23 protein-coding genes and 1 pseudogene are annotated in these 24,916 nt (G+C 64.6%); 11 read left to right on the plus strand and 13 right to left on the minus strand.

Features of this window, described 5'->3' with window-relative positions; genetic code table 11:
* Positions 1-196 precede the first annotated feature (196 nt).
* On the plus strand, positions 197-688 hold the full coding sequence (locus H7C86_RS32050; protein ID WP_182263007.1) for a DUF6301 family protein: 492 nt from the start codon (positions 197-199) through the stop codon (positions 686-688).
* 144 nt (positions 689-832) lie between these two features.
* Here the strand turns inward: H7C86_RS32050 and H7C86_RS32055 are convergent.
* Positions 833-1,303, minus strand: a pseudogene (locus H7C86_RS32055) (recombinase family protein); the annotation flags it as partial.
* 128 nt (positions 1,304-1,431) lie between these two features.
* Between H7C86_RS32055 and H7C86_RS32060 the strand changes: the two are divergent.
* From H7C86_RS32060 to H7C86_RS32080, 5 genes are all read left to right on the plus strand, one after another.
* Positions 1,432-3,114 carry a Mu transposase C-terminal domain-containing protein gene (locus tag H7C86_RS32060; protein WP_030537353.1) on the plus strand — a complete coding sequence of 561 codons (1,683 nt, stop codon included), beginning with the start codon at positions 1,432-1,434 and terminating at the stop codon, positions 3,112-3,114.
* A 4-nt stretch (positions 3,115-3,118) separates the two neighbouring features.
* On the plus strand, positions 3,119-4,084 hold the full coding sequence (locus H7C86_RS32065; protein ID WP_225320204.1) for a TniB family NTP-binding protein: 966 nt from the start codon (positions 3,119-3,121) through the stop codon (positions 4,082-4,084).
* Positions 4,081-5,319 (plus strand): TniQ family protein, encoded by a 1,239-nt coding sequence (locus H7C86_RS32070; RefSeq protein ID WP_030537355.1) that lies wholly within the window; start codon positions 4,081-4,083, stop codon positions 5,317-5,319. Before H7C86_RS32065 ends, H7C86_RS32070 begins: the two co-directional genes overlap by 4 nt.
* Before the next feature lie 191 nt (positions 5,320-5,510).
* Positions 5,511-6,677, plus strand: coding sequence for a site-specific integrase (locus H7C86_RS32075; RefSeq protein ID WP_030537356.1), 1,167 nt, complete (start codon positions 5,511-5,513; stop codon positions 6,675-6,677).
* Positions 6,674-7,720: a hypothetical protein gene (locus H7C86_RS32080; protein ID WP_030537357.1), complete on the plus strand. Its 1,047-nt coding sequence runs from the start codon at positions 6,674-6,676 to the stop codon at positions 7,718-7,720. Before H7C86_RS32075 ends, H7C86_RS32080 begins: the two co-directional genes overlap by 4 nt.
* Before the next feature lie 160 nt (positions 7,721-7,880).
* On the opposite strand, the gene H7C86_RS32085 is transcribed toward H7C86_RS32080, so the two are convergent.
* From H7C86_RS32085 to H7C86_RS32095, 3 genes are all read right to left on the minus strand, one after another.
* On the minus strand, positions 7,881-8,912 hold the full coding sequence (locus H7C86_RS32085; protein WP_155277940.1) for a hypothetical protein: 1,032 nt from the start codon (positions 8,910-8,912) through the stop codon (positions 7,881-7,883).
* A gap of 228 nt (positions 8,913-9,140) precedes the next feature.
* Positions 9,141-9,806: a DedA family protein gene (locus tag H7C86_RS32090; RefSeq protein ID WP_051649571.1), complete on the minus strand. Its 666-nt coding sequence runs from the start codon at positions 9,804-9,806 to the stop codon at positions 9,141-9,143.
* Positions 9,803-10,624, minus strand: a complete 822-nt coding sequence (locus H7C86_RS32095) for a phosphatase PAP2 family protein (RefSeq protein ID WP_051720934.1) — start codon at positions 10,622-10,624, stop codon at positions 9,803-9,805. The genes H7C86_RS32090 and H7C86_RS32095 overlap by 4 nt, the downstream gene beginning before the upstream one ends.
* Before the next feature lie 104 nt (positions 10,625-10,728).
* Between H7C86_RS32095 and H7C86_RS32100 the strand changes: the two genes are divergently transcribed.
* Complete coding sequence (locus tag H7C86_RS32100) at positions 10,729-11,409, plus strand: response regulator transcription factor (protein WP_030537361.1); 681 nt, start codon at positions 10,729-10,731, stop codon at positions 11,407-11,409.
* Between the two features lie 108 nt (positions 11,410-11,517).
* Here H7C86_RS32100 and H7C86_RS32105 read toward each other — a convergent pair whose 3' ends face one another.
* From H7C86_RS32105 to H7C86_RS32120, 4 genes are all read right to left on the minus strand, one after another.
* Positions 11,518-12,738 carry a phosphodiester glycosidase family protein gene (locus tag H7C86_RS32105; protein WP_030537362.1) on the minus strand — a complete coding sequence of 407 codons (1,221 nt, stop codon included), beginning with the start codon at positions 12,736-12,738 and terminating at the stop codon, positions 11,518-11,520.
* 162 nt (positions 12,739-12,900) lie between these two features.
* Positions 12,901-13,248: a hypothetical protein gene (locus tag H7C86_RS32110; protein ID WP_063836248.1), complete on the minus strand. Its 348-nt coding sequence runs from the start codon at positions 13,246-13,248 to the stop codon at positions 12,901-12,903.
* A 251-nt stretch (positions 13,249-13,499) separates the two neighbouring features.
* Positions 13,500-13,841: a hypothetical protein gene (locus tag H7C86_RS32115; protein WP_030537364.1), complete on the minus strand. Its 342-nt coding sequence runs from the start codon at positions 13,839-13,841 to the stop codon at positions 13,500-13,502.
* Between the two features lie 227 nt (positions 13,842-14,068).
* Positions 14,069-14,875, minus strand: coding sequence for a hypothetical protein (locus tag H7C86_RS32120; protein WP_080712791.1), 807 nt, complete (start codon positions 14,873-14,875; stop codon positions 14,069-14,071).
* Positions 14,876-14,957: 82 nt separating this feature from the next.
* Between H7C86_RS32120 and H7C86_RS32125 the strand changes: the two genes are divergently transcribed.
* The 4 genes from H7C86_RS32125 (at position 14,958) to H7C86_RS32140 (ending at position 21,504) form a co-directional block, all read left to right on the plus strand.
* A complete protein-coding gene (locus H7C86_RS32125; protein WP_030537366.1) occupies positions 14,958-16,334 on the plus strand; it encodes an ATP-binding protein in 1,377 nt (458 codons plus the stop codon).
* Positions 16,335-16,442: 108 nt separating this feature from the next.
* Entirely contained in the window at positions 16,443-17,306 is an 864-nt protein-coding gene (locus tag H7C86_RS32130; RefSeq protein ID WP_051649567.1) for a hypothetical protein, read from the plus strand.
* A 136-nt stretch (positions 17,307-17,442) separates the two neighbouring features.
* Positions 17,443-18,735 (plus strand): esterase family protein, encoded by a 1,293-nt coding sequence (locus H7C86_RS32135; RefSeq protein ID WP_225320205.1) that lies wholly within the window; start codon positions 17,443-17,445, stop codon positions 18,733-18,735.
* 213 nt (positions 18,736-18,948) lie between these two features.
* Positions 18,949-21,504, plus strand: a complete 2,556-nt coding sequence (locus H7C86_RS32140) for a bifunctional lysylphosphatidylglycerol flippase/synthetase MprF (RefSeq protein WP_225320206.1) — start codon at positions 18,949-18,951, stop codon at positions 21,502-21,504.
* A 177-nt stretch (positions 21,505-21,681) separates the two neighbouring features.
* Here the strand turns inward: H7C86_RS32140 and H7C86_RS32145 are convergent, their stop codons facing one another.
* From H7C86_RS32145 to H7C86_RS32165, 5 genes are read right to left on the minus strand one after another with little or no spacing between them, the layout of a single operon-like run.
* On the minus strand, positions 21,682-21,921 hold the full coding sequence (locus tag H7C86_RS32145; RefSeq protein WP_030537370.1) for a ferredoxin: 240 nt from the start codon (positions 21,919-21,921) through the stop codon (positions 21,682-21,684).
* The gene (locus H7C86_RS32150; protein WP_030537371.1) at positions 21,918-23,126 is read right to left on the minus strand and encodes an NADH-ubiquinone oxidoreductase-F iron-sulfur binding region domain-containing protein; all 1,209 of its coding nucleotides are present in this window, start codon (positions 23,124-23,126) and stop codon (positions 21,918-21,920) included. The genes H7C86_RS32145 and H7C86_RS32150 overlap by 4 nt, the downstream gene beginning before the upstream one ends.
* Positions 23,123-23,680, minus strand: coding sequence for a ferric reductase-like transmembrane domain-containing protein (locus H7C86_RS32155; RefSeq protein WP_030537372.1), 558 nt, complete (start codon positions 23,678-23,680; stop codon positions 23,123-23,125). Before H7C86_RS32155 ends, H7C86_RS32150 begins: the two co-directional genes overlap by 4 nt.
* Positions 23,680-24,642 carry an FAD:protein FMN transferase gene (locus tag H7C86_RS32160; protein ID WP_030537373.1) on the minus strand — a complete coding sequence of 321 codons (963 nt, stop codon included), beginning with the start codon at positions 24,640-24,642 and terminating at the stop codon, positions 23,680-23,682. Before H7C86_RS32160 ends, H7C86_RS32155 begins: the two co-directional genes overlap by 1 nt.
* On the minus strand, positions 24,639-24,905 hold the full coding sequence (locus tag H7C86_RS32165) for a hypothetical protein (protein ID WP_030537374.1): 267 nt from the start codon (positions 24,903-24,905) through the stop codon (positions 24,639-24,641). Before H7C86_RS32165 ends, H7C86_RS32160 begins: the two co-directional genes overlap by 4 nt.
* Positions 24,906-24,916 lie beyond the last annotated feature (11 nt).

Here is a 24,916-nt window from a genome sequence, read left to right on the forward strand (position 1 = left end):
CAGCGGAACCCTCGGTCCCGCTATCTCGGTGTCCACCATCCGGGGTGAACCTCACCCTGACACCGGGATCGAGCTGTAGCCGAGGGCGCCGTGGCAGCCCGGGCAGAGTCGTTCGTCTCTCATTCGATCGTTTTGGCGCCACTGTGCGGCTTTGGGCCTTCGTCAACGACGATCAAGAAGGAATTAGCATCCACACATGCATGTCGACATCGAAGGCGCCACCCGGATCGCCCGCCTCGCCGCAGAATTCGACTGGACCTGGGCCGTCGACGACCTGGAACCCTTCTGCGCACAAGCTGGATGGGAGCTCGTCGAACTCAGGCATGCTGGCGCCTCGATGCGGACGAACTTTCATGTCAGCCGGCCGACTGCGAACATGTTCGGGCGGCAACACAGAATGGATTGGATCTCGATCTTCGTCACGGATCTGGCAGATGACGCTACGCCCATGACAGAGGTGCGCCCGTTGCTGGACGAAGGGTTCACGAACCTCGATGTGGCACTTACTGCACTCCTGGGGACAGCCACGAGCGCCGAACCCGGACCTGAGGCAACTATCCGGTGGGATCTGCCGAAAACGGTCATCACACTGCACCGGGGTGTCAGTGCGATCCACCTGCGTCTGACGAGTCCGGGGTATCAGGCATGGGTGGATGAGCCCGAACCGGAGTACGAGGACGAGGACTAGCGATCGAGGTCGGCGAGATCGCATCCGGCGCGGGAACAGGTTTTTCCAGCGGCCGGTATAGCGGCTGCAGGTCAGTTGCGACGAAAACCCTGCCAAATTGTTCAGCGAGTCACGAAGCCGCTAAATCACGTCAAAGCTGTTTTCTCACTGCAAGTTCCGGTACAGGGTGCTGCGGGCGACGTTCAACACTTCCGCAATTTCGGTCATGGATACGCCGTCACCCTTCATCTTGGTCGCCAGCCGCTTCTTCGCGGGCGTCAGCGAGGATGGCCGGCCACCGACCCTGCCACGATCACGCGCCGCCGACAATCCAGCCATCGTGCGTTCACGGATGAGGTTGCGCTCGAATTCCGCTAGGGCGCCGAAGATGTGGAAGATCAGCTTGCCGCCCGGCGTGGTCGTGTTGATCTCTTCTGTCAACGATTTGAACGCGACCCCTCGCGCTTCGAGTTCGGTAACCGTCTCGATCAAGTGAGGCAGCGATCGGCCGAGTCGATCGAGTCGCCACACGACGAGCGTGTCACCGGGGCGCAGTGCGTCCATAACGGCGGCCAGCTCGGGGCGATCCGTTTTCGCTCCTGATGCTTTGTCGGTCCATATGCGAAAACAGCCGGCTGTCAGTTTCAGGAGTGCGCGTCATGCTTTCCTGGGGTTTCACCTCCGATTGCAGTCGTCTTCTGACATTCTGAGTGCAGAAGTGCACTGCACAATCGGTCACCCAGGCTGGGCGTTCGGAGGCTGCGATGGACGCGGACAAGTTCGACGTCGCCGAGACCGGTGTGCTGACCGCGTCGGCCGAGCAGTGGGAGCAGGCACGGACGCGGTTTGCAGTGCTCAGCGAACTAGCGGATCGATCCTCGATTGGTACCGCAGTGGTCGAGGATGCAGCGCAGCAGTTGGGGGTCTCGCCGCGGCGTGTGTACGTGCTGCTGTCCAGGCTCCGGAATGGGGGAGGGGCGGTCACCGATCTGTTGGTCTCCGCACCGTCAGGCGGGCGCGGACGCTCCCGCGTGCCGACCGAGGTGGAAGTGGTAATCGCCGAGCACATCAACCGTGACTTTCTGGCTCGCCAGAAGCTCAGTGTCGCTGCGCTGCATCGTCGTATCGCGCTCGCCTGCCGCCGCGCCGGACTCCCGATCCCAGCCCGCAACACAGTCAACGCGCGGATCGCAGCAATGCACCCGGGCCGCGTCGCACGCTCACGTGGCGGACCGGACGCGGCCCGATCGCGGCAATCCGCTGGCGACGTCCCGCCGCCGGTGACGGCCGTTCTGCAACAAGTCCAGATCGATCACACCGTGGTCGATCTGATGATCGTCGACGAATACGACCGGGCACCGATCGGACGTCCGTATCTCACGATTGCCATCGATGTCTTCAGCCGCTGTGTGCCAGGGTTCGTCGTCACACTCGATCCGCCGTCCGCAGTGTCGGTCGGGTTGTGTCTGGGCAGGGTGTGCTCGGACAAGAGCGTACGGATCGACGCTTTGGGCCTTGGCGCGGATGTGCGGTGGCCGATGGGCGGAAAGCCGCACCGCTTGTACGTCGACAACGCCGCCGAGTTCAAAAGCGAAGCGCTCCAGCGTGGTTGCGAGCAGCACGGCATCGACCTCGGCTACCGACCACCCGGCCGGCCGCATTACGGCGGGATCGTCGAACGCATCATCGGCACCGTCATGACCCAGGTCCACGAACTCCCCGGCACCACGTTCTCGAACCCAACGCAGCGGGGCAGCTACGACTCGGAGGGCACAGCAGCACTGGCCTTACAAGAATTGGAACGCTGGCTGATCCTGGCGATCGCGGCGTATCACGCGGACGTGCACGCCGGCCTGAGCCGGAGCCCGGCTGCGCAGTGGGCCAGCAGCATCGACGCCGACCCTGCTCTGCCGACGTCGACAGTGGTGGACGAGACCGCATTCCTGGTGGACTTCCTTCCGGTCATGCGGCGCCGCCTGACCCGGACAGGGTTCGTCATCGACCACATCCAGTACTTCTCCAATGCTTTGAAACCGTGGATCGCCAGGCGAGAGAAGTTGGGGCAGTTCGTGATCCGGCGTGATCCACGAGATCTGAGCAGGGTGTGGGTCCTGGACCCCGACAGCGGCGGCGGGTATGTCGAGGTGCCGTACCGGACTATGTCGCATCCGGCGGTGACATCGTGGGAACACCGCGCAGCGGTCACGCGCCTTCGAGAACACGGCCGAGCGAGCATCGACGAACACGCTCTGTTCGCGATGATCGAGCAGATGCGTCAGATAGCCACGTCCGCGCAGAGGGACACCAAACGAGCCCGACGTAATCGCACTCGCCGTGCCCACCTGAGCAGCATCGCCACACCACCGAACACGCAGAGCCCGCCCGAGCATGATCCAGGCACCGACGACGTGTCGGTTCCGATCTTCGACGACATCGAAGAATGGTGAATCGATGAACAGCGACGCCCGCAGCGCTCCCGAAGGCGACGATGACGACCGTAGCGACGACGACATCGACGTCGATCGCGCGGACCTCACCCACCTGCGAATTTCGGTCAGATCGATCGCGATTCTGCCTGCTGCACAACGCATCAAACACATTCGGGCCGAACGGTGGATCGGGTATCCGCGTGCACAGTCGGTCATCGAGCACCTCGAGACGCTGCTGGGGTGGCCGGATCGACAACGAATGCCGAACATGCTTCTGATCGGACCGACGAACAACGGCAAGTCGATGATCGTTGAGAAGTTCCGCCGTGCACACCCCACTGTCAGCTTGTCCGATCGCGAGCAGATACCGGTGTTGTGTATGCAGATGCCTCCGGACCCGGCACCCGCACGGTTCTACCTGGCGATGCTTGCTGCCCTTGGAACGCCGATCCGGCCACGGAGCCGAGTCCACGAACTCGAACAGCAAGCGATCACGCTGCTGCGAGCGACCGGGGTTCGGATGCTGATCATCGACGAGCTCCACAACGTCCTCGCCGGCCGCGACAACGTGCGCCGAGAATTCCTGAACCTGTTGCGGTTTATGGGCAACGAACTGCGGATCCCTCTCGTCGGAGTCGGTACCCGAGAGGCGTACCTCGCGATCCGCAGTGATGCACAGTTGGAGAACCGTTTTCACCCCATGACGCTGCCGATCTGGACCAACGACACCGACACCCGCTCCCTGCTGGCGAGCTTCACCGCCAGCTTTCCGTTGCGTGTGCCCTCGCACCTGACATCGGCGGAGATGACCGATTACCTCCTCACCCGTTGCGAAGGAACTATCGGCGAACTGGCCATGCTGTTGACCGCGGCCGCAGTGACCGCACTCGAAGCCGGAGAGGAATCGATCACCTCACAGGTGTTGACGCAGACCGCCTACTCCGGGCCCACCGAACGCCGCCGCCAATTCGAACGGCACCTGGCATGACACCAGCCGATGCCCCCGCAGCACGCACAGCGCTCGGCCACAGTGCGCATCCGCGGTGGCCACTGCACCCGAAACCACTACCTGGTGAGACTCTGATGTCGTGGCTGGCCCGGACCAGCGAACTGTATTCGTTGTTCAATACAGCGGACCTTCTCGACGGGCTCAGCGTCGACACCTCGGGCGTGGACCTGGACCGGCACACACCTGAGCCGGTGCTATCCGCGCTTGCCCAGAGAAGCTCCTGTACGGCGGAACGGCTGCGGGAGATGACGTTGGCGGGCTGCACGCCCTGGCTGCTCGACAGCACCGACCCCGCCGAATGCGACTTCGACACCTACGTCCACCAGTTCTCGGTTCTATTGCCACCGGGTCTGGCAATGGCCGATCGACGTCGACGCGCACCGCCCGCCGGCACATGGCTTCCCTGGGTGAGCACGTTGACGACGCGGGCATGCCCTCTCTGTATCGACGACCTCGACACAGACGCCGATATCGCGGTCATGATGGCTCAGCAATACCCGATGCTGTCCAGCTGCACGAAGCATCACTGTGGGCTCGAATTCTGCGCTGTCGTACCCGGCAGCCTGGTCTTCTGGGACAGGACACCAGCAGGTTCGGACGAACACGCAGCACCGATACCGGTCGCGGCGGCCGTCGCGGAAATCGACAGACGCTCCATTGCCGCGTTGACGAGCGGGTCGGTCGAGCTCGGCGGAGGCCGTGTTCATGCAGCGGTGTGGTTCAGGCTGCTGCGCACCGTCGTCGACGAAGTGTCTACACCGCTGGTCCGCACCGGATGGTGGGCGAAGCCACTGAGCGCGATCTGGAAATCGACAGGGCATCCTCGCCCGCTGCGGACATCGTGGGTTCCGTTCGAGGACCTGAGGTGGGACGAGCAAGCAAAAGTCCTTCTCGCAGCGGCGACCGCGATCATCGCGGTCGAGAACGATGAGATAGCCGCGAGCGGAGCTGATGCCTGCCTGCTGCGGCCGCGACGGTACGAGCCGGTCGATCCGGGGACCGCTCCGACGAGGTCTCGTAGTGCGGTACCGGTCCGCAGCGCCTGGGACGGTGTGGTGGCGGCGATCGATGCGGCGGTCGTCGCCGCCCGCGTCGACAGCGATGCCGCCCGATCTTTGTTCGGATTCGCTCGAACGGGGTGCCGGACCGAAGGTGACGTCGATGAGCTGGCCTATGCCTTCGTCGAGCTCGGTATTCGACTGGACTGGGACTGAAGCGCGCGTGATCACCACACGCATCTCTACCTTGGTTTCTACGCGGAAATCGATCGCTGCCTGTAGTCACCCACGTTATTTGTGCGGTGACCGACGAGAATTTTCCTTCCCGCACCGTCCCCGCTGAAACGCCTGCTCAGCGTGCATTCGACCTGAGAAGCCTGTCGGGGGTGCTCGCTACAGTCCCTACCATGGCAGAACGGCAGCTCAGCGAGGTCCCGGACGTGGGTTCAATCGTCCCGGTGAGTGGTGCGGCGGTGTTTCCGGACCTGTCGAGCGAGGTCGCCGCGCGAATCGAACGGTCGATGGCATCGGCACGGTCTGCTGCTACTCGCCGCGCCTACGATTCGGCGTGGCGACGCTTCGAGACCTGGTGCACCGTCGCCGGGCACCACGCGTTGCCTGCGCATCCCGCGACGGTGGCGGCCTACCTCGTCGCCGCCGCCGACACGCTCACTGTCGACGGGACGCGGGCGTATGCACCGTCGACGTTCGGCAAGTGGATCGCGGCGATCGCCGACCGTCACCGCGCTGTTGGCCACAACAACCCGTGCGGCCACGAAATGGTTCGCGCCACTCTCGCCGGTATTCGTCGGGATTATGCGTCTGCGGGGGAGCGGCCCCGAAATCCCCGTGCCCCGCTCCTCACCGCTGACATCACCACGATCGTTGACCACGCCCGACGCACTGCAGCGGACTGGGCGTCGGAGGTGCTCGAACGCCGCGACACCGCGCTACTGCTGATGGGATACACCGGCGCGTTTCGGCGCAGTGAACTCGTGGCGCTCGAATGCCGCGATGTCCGCCGCGACCGCCTCGACGGCGCGCACGTACAGATCCGCAAGTCCAAGACCGACCAGGACGGTACCGGAACCGTGAAAGCCCTTCCGTTCACCGACCGCTATGAATCCTGCCCGGTCTGCGCGTGGGTGCGATGGTTGAAGATCGTCGCAGCGTTCGACACCGGCGGCAGAATCGCCGTCATTCGACTGCTCTTCCGTGCAACACCATTCGATGCCCATGTCTGCCGCGGCTCCCTGCCCACCGCCGACAAATCCTCGCCGCTGTTCCGGTCCATCCGCAAGAACGGCAACCTCTCCGACACCGCCCTCTCCGGGGCTGCGGTGCACGCTGCAATCCGTCGCCGCGCCGCTCGCGCCGGATTCGATCCCGAGACGGTCACACAGTTGGGTGGGCATTCGTTGCGGGCAGGATTCGTCACCCAAGCATTCCGGAACGGCGCCGACGCCCACGCCATCATGCGCCAGACAGGCCACACGACCCCTGGGATGGTCGAAATCTATGCCCGCGAGAACGCGCCGCTGCTCGGCAACGCCGTCACCGAGCTCGGACTATGAAACCGAACGGAATTGCGTTCAGCTCGGTGCCCCATGGCGTCGCGGGTCTCGACCGCTCCGCAGAACACACATGGGCACTGTTCTTTGACTGGTGCGCTGCCACCGACCGTCCGTCGCTGCCGGCTGCACCATCCACACTGGCAGAGTTTCTCGCCGACCATCCCGCCAGCGTCGCCACGCAGCGACGCCGAGTCGCCGCTGTCAACGCCGCTCACCGCACTCGCGGAATGACCGAACCCGGCCGCTCGGTCCCCATTCGACTCGCTCTCGCGGAGCATCGCCGGGAACGTCTCGCCGAAATCCGTGGCGGCGCTGCATCGATCATCGACAGCATTCCGACGTCCGGATGGCCATACGGGCTGTTCGGTCGGCGTGATGCACTGATACTGACCTTGGTGTCCGCCGGTCTGACCTACCGTGAGATCAGTGTGCTGCGCCGAGGCGACATCGAGGTCGCGGGGCTGGACCTGGTTGTTTCAGGCCTGTACCGGGTCACCCCGAACATGCTCGGCAGTCACGGTGAGTCCGGTCCGGTGACGGTGTACCGGCGCTGGGCGCAGATTCAGTCGATGCTCGATCGCTTCGCGAGTATCTCGGTGCTCCGCGAATTTCTCGACCCCGATCGCTCACCGCCGACGTCTGCGTTTCCGGTGGTGACAGCGCAGCAAGCGGGTGAGCCACTTGTGGTCCGCATCGACCGTTGGGGCTACACGCCCTGGATTCCGGAACCGCTCACGGCGCAGTCGTTGTCCGCAGTGACCCGCGCGCACCTGACCGGCCGTCCGTCCGAGCATCGTCCGCGAGTCCTGTGGACGGAGAACGGCACAGACGGTGACGTTCTCTACGACGAAATACGTTACTCGAGCGTCGTTCTGGACAATGCCTACTACGAGCATGGAATTCGTGCCCGCCGCAACGCTCACATCCGCCTTGCCGATCTCGACGATCGATTCGACGACATCAACGACCGCGTCGACGAACTCTTGCACTCGCTCGTCGACATTCTCGACAAACACGGCGAACCGGAGCGCGACGACGGCTGATGTCATCGATCAGGGAGCTGGCCGCACGATCATCGTCTGCGCTGACTGCGGCGATGATCGTGCGCGCCTTCTGTCATTTCTACGTCTTGATGTTTCGGCGGGCTGGATGTCCAATGGCCCGGGCATGTTCGCAGCGCATGGGTTTGAAGCGTCGACTCCGTCAGGTCGTAGGACGGACGACGTCGTTCCGGCGACGCGCGCGCACCGCGATCGCCCTGGAGATCAAGGACAACGTGACCAGTCCGACCAGCAGATCCGCGAGTGCGGAGAATTGGGACTGCGCGAATTCGACGATCTGAATCAAGATCAGCGTGGTGATACTCGACAGTCGCACGGCCTCGAGAGTCCACCTGCGGTCGGTACGCCAGACGAGAGCGGGAAGTGCGAGAACGAGCGCAAGCCCTGACCCTGCCGCATCGAGCAGTCGCGCGAATTGCGTTATGTCGTCGACGGTTTCGGTGCCGAGGATGCTGACCGACGACAGACCGAACGCGGAGTACGTCACCAGGGCCAGTGCGGACAGTCGAATCCAGATGCTGTGGTCGAGGTAGCGCAGTACACGCCAGTTCCCGATCGTCGACCATCGTCGTCGCCACCGCGTCGGCGGTCGCTCGGTGCAGCTGGCGAGCAGTGCGGTGATTTGCGTGACCTGTCGTCGTTCGTGTGCGTTCGCGCGCGCGAGATAGTCGAGGGCTTGGGCGCGGCGGTGATGGTCGAGTCCGCGGACGACCCCGTCCGCAGCGATGAAGGCTGCCGCGGCAAGGTCTTCGTGGGGTCGACGCGGCACCAGATCACGGACCAGGCGGGAGGTGGCCACGACAGCGATGAGCAGGACGTACATGATGGCCACCGCCGGCTTGTAGAAGTAGTCGTTGGTGGTGGTGACGAATTTGCCGATCTCGTCGAGGCCCAGTCCGAGTCCAATCCCGGCGAGCACGATCGTGATCGGTCGCGTTCGGTCGCCGAGTACCGACAGTGCGGTCAGTGCGGCGACAGTCAGGGCCACACCGCCCCAGAGCAGATGGGCGATGTGCAGTGGACCGCTACCGACCCGCGGATACCCCAGCAGCTGAAGAGCTGATCGGGTGAGGAGGATGGTGCCGGCTGCGATGATGACGACGGCGTCCACACCACTCCCGGCGTGGGGGTGCCGAGCGATACGCCACCGATGAGTGCTCGCGGACATCGACACCGAAATCTGTTCCTCCTCTCGTCTACCCGACACGGCGTCGTTACCCGGCTGAACTCCCGGTGTATCGGGACCACAGATACAAATCGCCAGCAAGCGAGTCAAGCATCTCCGATGACAAAGAGCACCGTTGGGGTTTTCGGGTTCGTCGGTGCGGCGATGCCGCGGGATCGGCTCGGTTCGTCGATGCGCCCGGTGGTCTCGACGCCGGTGTTGTCAGATCTCTGTTGTTCAGCGCGGGGACATGCTCGTGTCCGGGTCGGGCCGGTTGACCGGTGCGTGTCCTCGGAAACGAGAGCGCAGGTAGTTGATGGCGAGGGGGAGTATCGAGAGTACGACTACCGCGATGAGGATGATCTCGATGTGGTTGCGCACGAACGGGATTCCGCCGAGTAGGTAGCCGAGCATCGGTACACCGGCACCCCAGGCGAGGGCTCCGATGATGTTGTAGACGAGGAAGGTTCGATATTTCATCCCCGACGCACCGGCCATGACGGGTGCGAGTGTCCGGACGACGGGAACGAATCTGGCGAGAACGATCGTACGGGCACCATAGGTGTCGAAGAACGATTGCGCGCGCGCGAGTTGCGCAGGGCCGAGCCGTTTGGCGCCGGGTCGGTCGAAGACGGCGGGCCCGGCGGCACGGCCGATCATGTATCCGCATTGGTCACCGAGCGCGGCTGCGATCGGTGCGGACACCAGGATCACCCACAGGGGAACGAACGGATCGACCTGCGCGACAAGCACTCCTGCGGTGAACAGCAGTGAGTCGCCGGGGAGGAAGAACCCGATCAGCAGACCGGTCTCGACGAACAACGCCACGAGCAGACCGATCAATCCGAATGTCGCGACGAGGGTGCTCGGGTCGAGAACACCGCCGGTCAGTCCCGATGTCATAGCGAGATCCTGTTCATGAGTAGTCGAGGTGGCGTCGACTCTGTGCCATCGCCGGCGGAGTCGAGACGATGCAGCGCATAGGAGCCGAGGGTGACCGCACCCGCCGCGAGGAGCGCGCCGGCACCGACATCGGTGAGCCAGTGGACGCCCAGGTACATCCGCGTGCACGCCACGGCAACGGTCAGCGTGACGGCAATGACGAGCAGCAATGCTCGTACTGGTCTCGATCGCCGCGCACCGGCGATGAGCGCGAGCATCAACAGTAGGGAAGCGGTGCCGGTGACGTGCCCCGACGGGAACGACGGATCGGTTTCGAGCATCATCTGGATCGACTGGGGTGGCCGCTCACGGCCGACGATCAGCTTCAACAGCGTGCACGCGATCGAAGCCGAGGCGACGGTCACCAGCAGCACCAGTGCCGGGCCGTACCGTTTCGTCCTCCACACCAGAACCACTGCGACGATCAGGCCCAGTGCGGCGGTCTCCGCGGGGCCACCGACCGTGGTGACGGCGACGGCGAGTTGGTCGAGTGTCGCACTGCGATGATCGACGAACCATCGAGCGACTGCGGTATCGGCACCGGTCAGCCAGCCGTTGCTGTGTACTGCGACGGCGAGCACCAGAACGGCGAAGGCGTAACCGAGTGCGCCGAAGACCGTCGCGCCGGCCCTGTCGCGGCGCATGCGGAGCATGAGCCCGGCTGCGATGAGGCCGACTGCGATCACCAGCCCCGCGATCTCGACGTCGGCGGTTGCGGCTTCGGTGAACACTTCGGTGGCCGTGGCGTGTACGGCGGAGATCGATGAGGAAAGGAGCACGGGGATCAGTGTGCTGGGGAGCTGCTGAAGAACCGCTGAGAGCGAGTCTGGTATCTCGGCATGGGTCTGTTGTACTTGCCAGACTTATACGGACGGAGTTGTCGATGCGGGTACTGGTGGTCGAGGACGAAGTGCGCCTGGCGGAGATGCTGCGTCGCGGTCTGGTGGCCGATGGGTTCACTGTCGAGGTCGAACACGATGGTGACAACGGATTCCACAGTGCAGCGACGGGGGAGTTCGATGCGCTCGTTCTCGACATCATGCTGCCGGGCAAACACGGTTACGACATCGTGCGAGATCTTCGGGCGCAGGGGGTGTGGACACCGATCCTGATGCTCTCGGCGAAGGACGGCGAATACGATCTGGCCGATGCGTTCGATCTCGGCGCAGACGACTATCTGGTCAAGCCGTTCTCTTTCGTGGTGCTGGTTGCTCGCCTGCGCGCCCTGATGCGAAGGGGAGCTCCCGAGCGCCCCGCGGTGCTCACTGCCGGCGATCTGGAACTCGATCCCGCGCGCCACCGCGTCAGTCGAGGCGGTGCAGAACTTGCGCTGACCCCGCGCGAATACAGTGTGCTCGAGTTCTTGATGCGGCGTAGCGGCACCGTGGTGACCAAGTCCGAGATCGTGCGGTCGGTGTGGGATGTCAACTACGACGGGGACGAGAACATCGTCGAGGTCTATATCGGCTATCTCCGCAAGAAGGTCGATCAACCGTTCGGGCTCAAGAGCATCGAGACCATCCGCGGGGTCGGATACCGCCTCACCGTCGCGGCGGCCGACTGAGCATCCTCGTTCTGCGGCACCGACACCCTCGCCGTTCGTGTACTCCGCACCTGTTGGCCGGTGGCTTCTTTCGGTCGACAGGAGCCGTGTCGGCCGCTGGGGTGCGCCCTAGATGCCCGCGGCGTCGACCACGCTCGGCGGCGTCGACGCGGTGTCCGCTGCGGCCCACTGCTGATTCGGCGTCGGCGTCGTGAGAGTGAGATAGAAGAAGTCGCGTTGATCCGGGGCCAGGTAGCGGTCGGGTCTGTTCTGGACTCCCGGCAAGATCGTCGTCGGTGTCAACGTCCCGGTGTGATCGACTGTCCAGGAGTTGAACTCGGTCAGCCCTGTGTGAATGTCGAGCTCCATCCCGGTCACCGCCCCGGCATCGACGAGTGCCTGCGCCAGGGTGGAGAGGTCGACTCTCGACGCCGCTACATAGACGAGGTCGCCGTTCGCGGTGGTCCCCAATGCCGATCGTTCGGTGTACTGCAGTTGATTCTTCGCGCTGCCCCAGCGGCTGTCGGCGTTCGAGTGCACGCCCGCGGCGATCGAGCCGTGGTCGACGATCAGCGGTAAATTCTGCCGCACCGCCACGATGTGCGGGTCCACTGCCGCGCCGCTGCTCCAGTCGATGACACTCAGGTGCCCGGAGTCGTCGACCACCGCCGAGGCCTGGCCGTTCTGCAGGTCCTGCCGCGCCACACCGTTCGAGAAATATCCGCCGGCAAGATCTTTCATCTTCCACCCGGAATTGAACGCAGCCACCAGATTCGGTACCTCGGAACCAGGTACCGATGCAGCGGCATTGCCGTCGGTGCGGGGTTGGCTCGTGCCGTCGACGAGGTGGGCGACCGTCGCGGAACCGGAGACGATCGCTACTCCGGCCACTGCGCTGCGATGGGCCGGGTCCGGCTGGTAGTGCGAAATGTAGGCGACCGGAGTTCCATCGGCTCCCGTGCGGCCGGGTGTCCATGTCGGAGCCGGCGATCCGGTGACAGTGGGGAGAACGGGGAGAGTGGCGAACGATGTCGGGGTGCCGCCGGCAATGGCTGTGGCCGAGGTGAATCCGGACAGATCGGGTGGGGTGTCCGACGGTGGGCTCGCGTAGCGCCAGTTCTCGTAGGCGTTGAGGACGGGGCCACCCCCATGGTCGCGGATCCATGATGATGTCTTGTCGTTCCAGGTCGCATATCCCGGGGTCAGCAGCGCTCGCGCGTAGGACACCGAGGCAAGGGTGAGCACGACGAGTGCTGCCGCCGCGAGAAGCTTCCAGATCTTCACCTCGCGGCGCGAAATCTGTCGGTCGTCGCTGTGGTCCGGCGGTGTCGGGCGAGTCGGTGCGAGCATGAGTGGTATCTCCTGCCAGAAGTGATCCGGTACATCTCGATCATGCGCGGACGAGACTGAAGGAACACTGAAAAGCGTTCGGAAGCAACAGGGTTGGGATGAAATAGGGGCAGCGCCCGGGGGCCAACGGGCCTGCGGGCGCTGCGGGGTGAAGCGAGGAACTTACTGTCCGGGGGCGTCGACGATATCACCGGCCTCGGGTAGGTCCACCGAGCCCGGTGCATCGGGTGTGTCGCCCGTTTCCTGCTTGTCGACGGAACCGGGTGCATCGGGTGTGTCGCCGGCCTCGGGTACGTCTGCGGCGCCCGGTGCGTCGGGTGTGTCGCCGGCCTCGGGCACATCTGCTGCGCCCGGTGCGTCCGGTGTGTCGCCCGCTTCGGGAGTGTCGACGACGCTGCTGTTCGAGGCTGTGGGCTGTTCGAGGGTCTGTGCGGCTGCGATGCCACCGCCGATGGATGCTCCGGCCAGCACGACGGCGGCGACCGCAACGATCCTGTTCTTGATGTTCACGAGGGTTCCTTCGGTTGTCGGATGCACATCTGATTGCGTGCGGTACAACCCCGAATATGCTCGACTGCTCCTGAAGGATCCCTGTGGACACCTGAGAGTGAGGTCGACATCGCGCGGCGCAGCGCAGTGCCGCTGCACATCGTCGGACACAGCTGGAGCTGCTGTCGACCAGCGAGCTACAGGGGCTCCGATGAGTTGGGGTAGTTCGTCGAATCGGTCGACGGTCCTGCACTTCTCGGTTGCGGCCCTGATCACGGTGTTCGTTCACGGTGAGTGGGCGCAGGCCTCGACGAGGTCAGGGGTGAGGTGCCTCCGGCACTCTCCGGCGTCGACGGTGACCTCGGTGCCTCCGGCACTCGTACACCCGGGAAGCGAGTGTGCAGGGAATCGAGTTGACGATGTAGCTCGTAGAGAATCGTGCGTTGGATACGTGCATCGTCGGCATACCAACGGCGAGAGGATGTTCGGCCGACCTCCCAGGCCGTCCGGGCGATCTTCTCGGCTCCTTCGATTCGCGCCGAGATCACGGCGATCTCGGCGTGCAACATGGTGATGAACACGCGTGCTTGTTCGGTGTCTGCCGTGTCGGTCATCGATCCTCGTCTCGAGATCGGCCCGGTGGGTCGGGAGCGACCGCTGCCTGTGTCTGGTATCGGTCGATTAGGCCCACGGTCGTACACAGCGGGCCGTCGGTGCGGTGGGGCGCGCCAGGACTATCGGTGAATGGACAGGCACGCACCGCGCGGTACTCGCGGGGTACGTGAGCACGGCGTGGTGCGCCGCGCCCGGCCGGTGTTCGGGTGATGTTCGACGGGCGGTGTCATGCGCTGTGCGCTGCGTCGGAGGTCCCGGAGCTGACGGTGGTGGTGTCGAGGACATCGGCGCGGGAGATGCTCAGATACGCCACCGATCCGACGATGGCGACGCCGAACACCGCGGTGACGACGGTCGGTCCCAGTCCGAGGCCGCCCAGGTTCTTGTCTTGCGTGAGATAGTCGCCGATCGACGCGCCGAGGGGGCGAGTGACAATGTAGGCGATCCAGAACGCGAGGACGGCATTGAGTCGTAGCCCGTAGTGCGCGGCGGTGACCACCGCGATGATCGCCGCGAACACAGATGCCGATGTCAGGTATCCCAGTGCGAGCTGCTCGGCGACCAGATCGCCCGCGGCGGTGCCCAACGCGAAGGTGAACAGGATCGCCAGCCAGTAGAACCCTTCACGGCGCCGGGTTCTGATGCTGTGGATCGACAGTGTTCCCTCGCTGATGTACCACGCTGCAAACGTCAGGATCAGGCCGGCAGCGAAGAACCCGGTGCTGATGGCCAGGGGCACACCGAAGTTGTCGGTGAGATTGTCGGTGATCAACGTGCCGGCGATGCTGATCAGGATGACCACCAGCCAGTAGACCCACGGCACGTACCGGCGCAGCGTGAACTGGTAGATCAGGGCCGCGGCCAGCACTACACCGACGACGACGGTGGTTCCGGTCAAGCCGAACCCGAGATCGACGTTGAGTGCATCGGCGGCCGTCTCTCCGACGGTGGTACCGAGGATCTTGATGACCCAGAACAAGAGCGTCACTTCGGGGACTTTGCTCGCCAACATGCGCGCGGTGGTCGTGGTCATGGTCGTGGACTCTGGCAGATCGTTCCTGAAGAGACGCTGAAGAGCAGATGCTTCTCACGAGGGGACACGGGACACTGACCTGATGCACTCGACCCTCGATCTGTTGCGACCACGTTCGTGGACCGTCCGCGTGCGCTCGGCGGTGGCATCGACAGTGGTTGTCGCCGTCTGCCTCGTCATCGCCGGCGGTGCGCTCCTCGGGGTCCTGTACAACTCGCTCGAGAACTCCGCTCGATCTGCTGCCGCTGCCCGCGGCCTGCAGGTCGCCGAACAGCTCGAATCCGACACCGCAGCGCAGATCGACGACTCGTTACTGGCCACGGACGGGCAGATCGGCATCATTCAGGTCATCGACGGATCGGGGACGGTACGAGCGCAGTCCCGAGGGGATGGCGCTGCGCCTGTCACGACCGAGCAGGTTGCCCCGGCCGCGACCCGTGATCTGGGCCGAGTGTCCTACGGTGAGGACGGCGACTTCTGGGTTACCGCACAGGGAGCCACATCGCCCTCCGGGCCGGTGACGGTGGTGGTCGGGGCCGACCGTGAACCGGTGGAAAACGTCGTGTCCACAGTGGCGATCCTGCTCACCGTCGTCGGTCCCATCGTGATCGCCCTGGTCGCGTTCGCGACGTACCGCCTCGTCGGTGCGGCATTGAGCCCGGTCGAACGGATCAGGTCCAGGGTGGCGTCGATTTCCAGTCGCCAACTCGACGAACGTATTCCCGTACCCGAAACCCGCGACGAGATCGCCCGCCTGGCACAGACGATGAACGCGATGCTCGAACGCTTGCAGGTCGGACAACGAGCGCAGCAACGCTTCGTCAGCGACGCATCCCACGAACTACGAAGTCCGTTGTCCACGATCACCGCAGCTCTCGAACTCGCATCGTCGCGGCCCGACCTTCTCGATGAGGCGATGATCGACGAGTCCTTGCTTCCGGAAGCGCGCCGAATGCGTCGACTGATCGAGGATCTGCTGCTTCTGGCACGGTCGGACGAGACCGGTCTGCCCGTCGCGGCGGTCGATGTCGATCTCGACGACCTGCTGTACGAGGAGGGCAAACGTATCGAGGCCGTGTCCGAGGTACTGGTGGAGTCGTCGATCGTGCCCGTTCGGGTGACCGGTGACCCCAGCGCGCTGGGCAGGGTGGTGCGCAACCTCGCCGACAACGCCGTCCGCCACGCCCGGACCCGCATCATTGTGTCCTGCGCCGAATCGGCAGGACACGCCATCATCCGGATCGACGACGACGGGCCGGGGATACCGCAGTCCGAGCGCGCGAAAGTGTTCGACCGTTTCGTGCGCCTGGACTCCTCACGAACACGTGATGAAGGCGGCACAGGGCTGGGACTGTCCATCGTCGCAGGCACTGTCGCCGCGCACGGAGGGACGGTGGCGGTGTCGCAGTCGCCGGCCGGCGGTGCCCGGTTCGAGATCCGCCTTCCGCTGAACCGCTGAGCGCGCGTTCTCAGCGGTTCTTCAACAAGCAGATGTCAGTCTCTGATCTGCCGCGCCGGCGGTGGCCCGCACGGGTGGGCATTTTCTGCGACTGGACAAGGACTCTCGATGACCGCTTCGGACGACCCGCCCACGACAGGCCGATCCGCGCTGCGGGTCGCGCGCAAACTTCCCCACATCACGGCATCGTTCTGGGTGGTGAAAATACTCGCCACCACCCTCGGCGAGACCGGCGGGGATCTGCTCGCTCAGACCCTGCACGTGGGGTACCTCGTCGCTACCGTCGTCTTCGCGGCACTGTTCCTGATCGCGGTGATCTTCCAGCTACGAGCCCGGCGCTACCACCCGGCCCTGTTCTGGACGGTCATCGCGTTGACCAGCACCGCGGGCACGACGTTGTCGGATCTTCTCAACCGCACAGGCGGACTGGGCTACACCGGCGGAGCGGTCCTGCTCACCACAGGTCTGGTGGTGGTGTTCCTACTGTGGTGGCGCAGCGGACAGACCCTCGACGTGGAGAACATCGCCACCGCACGCGGCGAAACTCTGTACTGGATCGCGATCTTGTTCTCCAACAGCCTCGGTACCTCGAGTGGCGACTTCCTCGCCGACAGTCTCGGATTGGGGTTCCGCACCAGCGCACTGATCCTGCTCGCGGTCATGATCGCGCTACTCGCAGCCCATTACCTGACCTCCGTCAATGGCATCGCCCTGTTCTGGATCGCGTTCGTTCTCACCCGCCCCCTCGGCGCTACCGGCGGCGACTTCCTGAGCAAGCCCACCGACCACGGCGGATTGGGATGGGGAACTCAATGGACCTCCGCTGTAGTGCTGACCGTGCTCGTCGGCTTCGTCGTCGCCGAGGCGATCCGTGTCCGCAACGGCCCTGTCGATACTCTCCCCGCCCCGACCCACCGACGGACCGGGGAACCGCAGAAAGCCAACGGCGAGCTCCTGCCCGACCCTGCGTGAGGGCCGCACGTTCCTTGCGCCGATCCTCTTACCCAACCCCCTATACGGGCGTTCTCCGTGCGGGCAGGCCGGTGCTGGGACAGCATGGGACCGGACAAGGCGGCCTCGGAGTCACCTGTGAAAGGACGTCATGTCGATGATCGACATACCTGTCCTCTACGGCCCGGTGCGCGCCGCCCTGCTCGGGCTCGGAGTGGTGGCATTGCTGGTGCTCGCGCTCGGCCGGGGGCGCCGCTGGTGGTGTCGCCGATTACCGGCAGCGTTGCTCATCGGGGCGGGAGTGTCAGCGATCCTGATGGTGTCGGTCGACGTTCTCTGGCGACCGTTCCCCGATCCTCTTCCGGTGGTTGCGGTGCTCTGGACCGGGCTCGGTGCAGCGGCGTTGGCGATGGCGTTGCTGCGTCCAGCGCGGGTGCGGATGAAGGTGCTGTCACTGGTTGCTGTGGCCTGTGTGGTGATCAGCGGCGCTGCACAGGTGAACAACCACTTCGGTGCATACCCGACCGTGCGGACCGCCCTCGGGCTGAACCTGGCCTCGCAAGTGGATTTCTCCCGGGTACCAGGAACGACACCGACGCTGACGAACGCGCAACCCGGAGTGCCACTGAGCCGCAATTGGTCACCGCCGACGTCGATGCCCAGCACAGGGATCGTGTCCACGGCGAGCATCCCGGGGCTGATGTCGGGATTCCGAGCTCGGGAAGCGTGGATCTACCTGCCACCGGCGTATCTCAGTGTTCCGCGCGCGCAGCTACCGGTGCTGGTCCTGGTCCCCGGGCAACCGGGAACACCGCGAGACTGGTTCGACGGCGGCAGATTGGATGCCGTACTGGACTCCTACGCCGCCGCGAACGCCGGTCTCGCCCCCGTCGTCGTGGTGGCCGATCCACTCGGCAGCAGGCTCGCTCAGACCCTCTGCGTGGACTCTCCTGCCGGTCACGCCTTCACCTACCTGTCCGTGGACGTCCCCGCCTGGATCCGCTCCACACTCCAGATCGATCCCGACCCTCGCCACTGGGCTGTGGGCGGTATGTCGGCCGGAGGAACGTGCGCACTGCAGCTCGCCGTCAACGCCCCGGCCGTGTATCCCACGTTCCTCGATATTTCCGGGCAGGACGAACCGACAGTGGGAACCCGTCGACAGACGGTGGACCAGTTCTTCGGCGGTGACCCCGTCGCCTTCGCCGCGGTGAACCCCCTCGACGTCCTCGCGCGCACACGATTGCCCGACACCGCCGGAACCATCGTCGCCGGTAGCACGGACCGGACGTACGGCCCGCAGGCACAACGAGTACTGGCCGCGACCACCGCTGCCGGGGTGGACGTGCGCTACCTCGAACTCCCGGGAGGACACAGCTGGAGCGTGTGGGGACCGGGGCTCTCGCAGTCGTTGCCGTGGCTGGGAACCCGGTTGGGATTGACGCCATGACCCGGCGCTGGCCCCTGGACCGGATGGACTCGACGGGCGGCGAGTACCACAGGGCGGCGAAAAGATTCGGAGATCTTGTAGGACCCGGGCGAGCTGTCGGCTCGCGATGCGATCGGAACCGCGCGAGGACCACTCGTGCGCGGTCCGCAACGAGGAGGATCTGAGATCGTGAAGCACTCGATACCACACAGCACCCGGGTAAAGGAGCGCGCGGTGAACTTCACCGCCGCCGCCAGATCCGCCGTACGAGCGTTACCCCGGTACACAGCCTCGGCAGGAGCGTTCCTGCGCGAGAACATAGTTCGTGCGCCGGCGAGCGCACTGTTCGTCCTCGTGATGTGGGCGGCGGCGATCGCGACGTCGAGTGTCGGGCACGGCCCGAGCCCATCGGTGTTGGCTCAGGTCGGTGTCGGGACCGAGTCACTGCGGCAGGGCCGAGTGTGGACACTGCTCTCGGCCGGTCTGTGGTCGCCGAGCCTGACCGGGTATCTGCTTGCGACGCTTCTGGTGCTGCTCGTCGCTGCACCGCTCGAGAAGCGACTCCGAACGCCGCGATGGGTGGCGGCCGCGGTGCTGACACAACTGGGTGGAACGGCCGGCGGGGTGCTGTTCACCTCGATCACCGAGCGTATCGGCCTGCGATGGGCCTCGACGTTGCACAGTGGTGTCGCGGTAAGTCCGACCACGTGGATCGTCGGGGTGCTCATGGCGTCGACGGTGTCGATGAGCACGTTGTGGCGGTGGCGGGTGCGGGTGGTGACGGTGACGTTGTTGATCACCCTGGTGCTCTTCGGTGGTCACCTGCAAGACGTCATCCGGCTCGTGGCGGCAGCGATCGGGTTGAGCGTCGGCCCGCTGCTGCTCGGTCGGCCGACGCGGCGTCAACCGATGGTGGGAACGCAACGAGAGGGTCGTCTGCTCATTGCACTCGTGGTCGCGGCCAGCGCAATCGGTCCGATCCTGGCCGCACTCTCCCCGAATGCGATCGGCCCGTTCGCCGGGTTGAAAGATGTCTTCGGCGGATCCGAGGCCACAGTGGGCGATATCCGCGCACTGTGCGCGGCAGGAGGGGATCCCCAAGAATGCAGGGAAGGGCTTGCTGCACTGAGGCTTTCCGGGATCGGCCCCACACTGTTGGCGATCATGCCGACGGTGTTCGTCCTGGCGGTAGCGGACGGGCTCCGGCGTGGTCGGCGCGGTGCCTGGTGGACCGCCGTAATCGCTCAGGCGGTGCTGATCGGGTTGGCCGTGCTCAACGTGGTGCTGCGCTACATCGACAGTGTCACACCGGGTTCGGTGTTCTACGGCCTGGACGAGACATCGCAGATCGCGAGATCGGCGATACCGGTACTGACTCCGATCGTCATTGTGGCGTTGTTGCTGTGGTCGCGTGGATTGTTCGATGCTGCCGCGCCGTCGGGAACGTACCGCCGGTTCGGGTACGCGGCGGCGGTGACAGTGGCAACCCTGTTCGTGGTCTTCGTCGGTGCCGGCTGGCTTGCACGGGCAGGGTTCGACCCGGTGGCCACACCGACCGCGCTCATCGCCGAATTTCCCAACCGTCTCATCCCACCGGTGGACCTGCAGTGGCTCGACCCACGCCTACTACCCACGAACACGCCAGCGACGCTGCTCTTCGAGTGGACAGGAGTGGTGTTCTGGCTCGTGCTGACCGTCGCCATGTTCCGAACCTTCACCAAACCCGCCTACACAGTCGACTCCGGTGATGTCGTCCGCGCCCGCGAAATCCTGCGGTCCTTCGGCGGGGGATCACTGTCGTGGATGACCACGTGGCCGGGGAACCAGTACTGGTTCGACGACTCGGGCACGGGCTTCATCGCATATCGGGTGATCGGCCGTGTCGCTGTCACCACCGGCAGCCCGGTGTGTCCCCCGGGCGATCTGCGCGCAACGCTGCTCGGATTCGCGGACTTCTGCGTCGGGAACGGCTGGACACCGTGCCTGTATTCGGTGTCGGGCGAGGTTCGTTCGGTCACCGACACGCTCGGGTGGTCGAGTGTGCAGGTCGCCCAGGAGGCGGTCCTGAACTTGTCGACCCTGGCGTTCACCGGGAAGAAGTTTCAGGACGTGCGTACAGCACTCAACCGCGCCGGGAAAGCTGCTGTGCACGCCGAATGGCTCTCCTACCCGGACGCACCCTTCGCGATCACCGACCAGATCGCGGCCATCTCCGAAGAATGGATGACCGACAAAGGCATGCCCGAGATGGGGTTCACCCTCGGTGGACTCAACGAACTCGACGACCGCGATGTCCGCTGCCTCATTGCCGTGGACGAGCACCGCACGGTGCACGCTGTCACCTCCTGGATGCCCGTCTATCGCGACGGCATCGTGGTGGGGTGGACGATGGACTTCATGCGCCGACGCGCCGACGGTTTCCGGCCGGCCATCGAGTTCTTGATCGCTTCGGCTGCGATGATGGTCAAAGACGAAGGCGCACAGTTCCTCAGCCTTTCCGGTGCTCCGCTGGCACATGCGGTGACTGCTGCATCATCGGATTCACCGGCCACAGGGGTGATGGATCGATCCCTGGACCTGCTCGGGCGAACTCTCGAACCGGTGTACGGCTTTCGATCACTGCTCGCGTTCAAATCCAAATTCCAACCCGAATACAGCCCGATGTACATGGCGTTCCCCGATCCAGCAGCGTTGGCGAGCATCGGCAGTGCAATCACCAAGGCGTATCTGCCGGAGCTGTCCACAAGGCAAAGTGTTCGCCTGGTGACCGCATTGCTTCGGCGATCCTGAGGTGTGTCGCCGTCGCCACCACCTGCATCCACCACGGCAACGGCCGCGACATCCGGCACACCGCATCCGCAGGATGCTCGGCTAGGCACACCGAACGCAGAGATCGCGTCGGTTCACGGAATCGACCGAGTCATCCTGTGGCCCCGGTTCCTCTGACAGTCTCGTGTCGAGACGGCTCTACGGTGTCGTTCGGTCCGGTGAGTGCAACGACAACGCTATCCGTGGGCACAATTCGACGGCCTTGCGTGCATCACCCAGTGATCTCGATCGCACAACAGGCGCAGGGCTCGCTGAAAGCGGATATCCCCACTCGTCGCGGGAGAGGATCTCGGGGAGCAATTCGGTGCACAGGCCCCGGCCGTCGCAGCGCGTCCAGTCGATGTGAAGCTGCATGTCGGATGTTCGGTCGGTTCTCATCGGTTTCCCCAGAGAGCTCTCGCTTCGCAGTGGCCGGTGCTGTGCAGGCGCACGTCGTCGGCGAATGCGGTCAAGGCCGACCGGACGAGCCGTACGGTTCCGTCGGGATGGTGGCATGCACCGCGCCCGTCGACGAGCCCGGCATAGCGGCGGATCTCGTTCAGCGTCTGTTCACCGGGACGGTGGTAGGCGAGGTCGCCGAACACCGATGCCAGCCGGGGGAGCCCGTTCAGGCAAGGCCCGCATTGACCGGCGCTTTCCCGTGCAAGGTAGTCGACGATGTCGGCCGTGGCACGAAGACCGCAGGTGTCGACTGCAAGCGCGTGTACCACTCCCGCTCCCGGACTTGCGCCTATCGCGGCGAGTGATTCTTTCGAGAGGCGTCGCCCTGCGAGGTCCGCTCGGTTGATCCAGGTTCCGTGATAACCGCCGACCAGGACAGCGCGAGTGTGGTCTATGTCTGCTCGTCCGATATCGCCGACAACCCACTCGAGTCGGCTTCCGATCGGTACCTCGACAACGCCGGGGTTGTGCACCGCACCGGACAACGTCACGAGCATCGTTCCAGGTTCGCTGGCAGTTCCGGACGCTCGGAACCAGTCGACGCCGAATCGCGCAATGGTGGCGACGTGCGCGAGAGTCTCGACATTGTGCACGAGAGTCGGGCGCCCCTTCACTCCCGATTTCGATGACGATGTCAGCGAGGATCGCGGAATCGGCGGCTTCCCCTCGACCGCCGCGATCAGAGCCGTTTTCTCCCCGGATACGAAGCGTCCGGCGGACGCGACGACATGGACATCGGTGCGATCCCAACGACTGTGTCGCCGTTCGGCGATGGCGTTGCGCAACCGTTCGGCATGCGAGGCGGGTACGACCAGGAATGCATCCGTGGCGCGCACTGCGGCCGCGGCAATCGAGAGGCCGTCGAGAACGAGATGCGGTGAATCGGACAGTAGGACAGCGTCTTTGCTGCTCAGCGGTTCGCCCTCGGATCCGTTCGCGATCATTACCGGGCGGCGACCGGTGATGGCGGCCATCTTCGCCCCGGCCGAAAAACCTGCGCCACCGCGCCCGGCCAGGCCGGAACGTGAGACAGCCGCGATGACCGAATCATCGCCCGCAGGCACCGGCCCGAACATGTGCGCATGTCGGTCGAGGTCGAACGCGGCACCGGACAAAATGTGAGTGAGGCTCGAGGTCGTCATCGCTGTGCTCCTGCTCGGGTGTGGTGAAATTCGAGGAAGTCGTGGCGGAGTCGGAACGTCGTCGCGGCTGTCACCAGTGCCGCGCACACTGCAGCAATGGAGAGGAACCATGCGTGTCCGACGTCGGTTCCGTTGCCCAGGGCATGGGCGAGGGCAATCGGCCACAGGGCGTACGTCGACCAGTGGACGACTCGAAATGTTTTGTGCCCCAGTCGGTGCTTCAGTAGAGCGGTGGCGACGACGACGATGATCAGATCCACGGCGAGGGTGCCGAGGCCGAGCCAGAACGGCCGGTACTGCCCGAGAAACGGGACCACCGAGTCGATGACGTTCAGCTGTGCGTAGGGATCGAAGAACAGTGAACCGACGTGGATCGCGATGAGCAGCGACCCCAACAGGGACGTGTTCTTGTGGAGTTCCACGACGCCGAATCGTGGGAGCGTCAGGATCGGTCTCCCCGATCGCGTCACCATTCCCGATGCCATGGAGAGGGTGAGTAGCACCAACGCCGCGATGCCTGTTCCCCGTCCGAGTGCCCACAATGCCTGATCCATCAGTGCTCCTCGGTGATCGGATGTCCGATGTGGGCACTGTTATGGGGCCATCCGGGTGTCAGTGTCGTGTCGCCGTCGGCGTCGATCATTCGGGCGGGAAGGCCGTTGTCTGTCAGCCATCGAACGGCCGACGGGCCTTTCACGATGGCGGCGGTACTGGCCGTGTTTGCCAGAAAGCAGCTCTGTGCGACGACGGTGACTGTGCACCAGTATGGGTCGGCAGGAACTAAGAGTTGCGGGTCGAGGATGTGGTGAGCAGTCTTTCCGCCTTTCGACCATCGCCTCCGCAGGGTGCTCGACGTGGCAACTCCGACGCCCGATCCGATGGTGATCGTCGTCGATGGTTGGTTGTCGCCGTCGGACACTCGAATATGCCATCCCGTGCTCGGTTGCGGACCGCTCGTCGAGATGTCACCTCCGAGAGAGACGAGAACTCCGCAGCCGAGTTCGGACGCGACGAGTGCCGCGCAGCGGTCGGCTGCCAGCGCTTTCGCGGTCGCTCCCAGGTCCAGTACAACGCCCTCCGGAACCGTGAGCACGCCGTCGTGCAGGGTCACCATCGTCCAGTCGGCGCGGCGTACGAACGACACGGGTGTGGAGGAACCCTCGGATGGTGGTTCGAGCAGTGAGAAGTCCCGGTCGTAGCCCAGCTCGATCATCGCCGAGCCGAGCGTCGGGTCCACTGCACCGTCGGTGAATTCGGCTGCCTGTAGCGACGCGTGCACGAAGTCGGCGAGTACGGCACCGACGGGGGCGGGCCGGATATGTGAGCCGGCCAGGTTCATGACATCGGAATCGGGCCGGAACCTGCTGCATGCGCGATCGACCGCGTCGAGTTCGCTGCGCACCATCGATTCCGCAGCCTCGAGCGACATCGGGTCGGTCACGACGAGATGAGCGTCGGTGCTCCATATCTGCCAACGGGACTCGGCTACCGAGTCATTGTCGGCGACAGTACTCATGAGCCGTGGGTGGTGCTGTGTGGTGTTCCGGATCCCGACGAGACACGTGGCGAGGTGCCGAATGGGTTCGTGGTGGTGCTGGTTCCGTTGGCTGATTGCTTAGTCGAGGTCGTATCCGAGACAGTCGCTGCGTTGGCTGTACCGGTGTTCTGGGTATCGAAGAATGCCAGGGTCGAGGTTCCGATCACGACGGCGACCCCGATTCCTGCCACTGCCGCAGTGGCGATACGCGTTCTACGAAAGCCGGATTCCGGTGTAGTCATGCGAGGCCTTT

Source organism: Rhodococcus sp. UFZ-B548, assembly GCF_903819475.1.
Lineage (GTDB): Bacteria > Actinomycetota > Actinomycetes > Mycobacteriales > Mycobacteriaceae > Rhodococcus_F > Rhodococcus_F erythropolis.

Coding starts and splice junctions, on each gene's coding strand:
- H7C86_RS32080 (WP_030537357.1), top strand. CDS start 6,674: ATGAAACCGAACGGAATTGCGTTCAGCTCGGTGCCCCATGGCGTCGCG.
- H7C86_RS32065 (WP_225320204.1), top strand. CDS start 3,119: ATGAACAGCGACGCCCGCAGCGCTCCCGAAGGCGACGATGACGACCGT.
- H7C86_RS32165 (WP_030537374.1), bottom strand. CDS start 24,905: ATGACTACACCGGAATCCGGCTTTCGTAGAACGCGTATCGCCACTGCG.
- H7C86_RS32050 (WP_182263007.1), top strand. CDS start 197: ATGCATGTCGACATCGAAGGCGCCACCCGGATCGCCCGCCTCGCCGCA.
- H7C86_RS32125 (WP_030537366.1), top strand. CDS start 14,958: ATGCACTCGACCCTCGATCTGTTGCGACCACGTTCGTGGACCGTCCGC.
- H7C86_RS32135 (WP_225320205.1), top strand. CDS start 17,443: ATGATCGACATACCTGTCCTCTACGGCCCGGTGCGCGCCGCCCTGCTC.
- H7C86_RS32075 (WP_030537356.1), top strand. CDS start 5,511: ATGGCAGAACGGCAGCTCAGCGAGGTCCCGGACGTGGGTTCAATCGTC.
- H7C86_RS32070 (WP_030537355.1), top strand. CDS start 4,081: ATGACACCAGCCGATGCCCCCGCAGCACGCACAGCGCTCGGCCACAGT.
- H7C86_RS32100 (WP_030537361.1), top strand. CDS start 10,729: ATGCGGGTACTGGTGGTCGAGGACGAAGTGCGCCTGGCGGAGATGCTG.
- H7C86_RS32160 (WP_030537373.1), bottom strand. CDS start 24,642: ATGAGTACTGTCGCCGACAATGACTCGGTAGCCGAGTCCCGTTGGCAG.
- H7C86_RS32120 (WP_080712791.1), bottom strand. CDS start 14,875: ATGACCACGACCACCGCGCGCATGTTGGCGAGCAAAGTCCCCGAAGTG.
- H7C86_RS32145 (WP_030537370.1), bottom strand. CDS start 21,921: ATGAGAACCGACCGAACATCCGACATGCAGCTTCACATCGACTGGACG.
- H7C86_RS32090 (WP_051649571.1), bottom strand. CDS start 9,806: ATGACATCGGGACTGACCGGCGGTGTTCTCGACCCGAGCACCCTCGTC.
- H7C86_RS32105 (WP_030537362.1), bottom strand. CDS start 12,738: ATGCTCGCACCGACTCGCCCGACACCGCCGGACCACAGCGACGACCGA.
- H7C86_RS32150 (WP_030537371.1), bottom strand. CDS start 23,126: ATGACGACCTCGAGCCTCACTCACATTTTGTCCGGTGCCGCGTTCGAC.
- H7C86_RS32115 (WP_030537364.1), bottom strand. CDS start 13,841: ATGACCGACACGGCAGACACCGAACAAGCACGCGTGTTCATCACCATG.
- H7C86_RS32155 (WP_030537372.1), bottom strand. CDS start 23,680: ATGGATCAGGCATTGTGGGCACTCGGACGGGGAACAGGCATCGCGGCG.
- H7C86_RS32060 (WP_030537353.1), top strand. CDS start 1,432: ATGGACGCGGACAAGTTCGACGTCGCCGAGACCGGTGTGCTGACCGCG.
- H7C86_RS32130 (WP_051649567.1), top strand. CDS start 16,443: ATGACCGCTTCGGACGACCCGCCCACGACAGGCCGATCCGCGCTGCGG.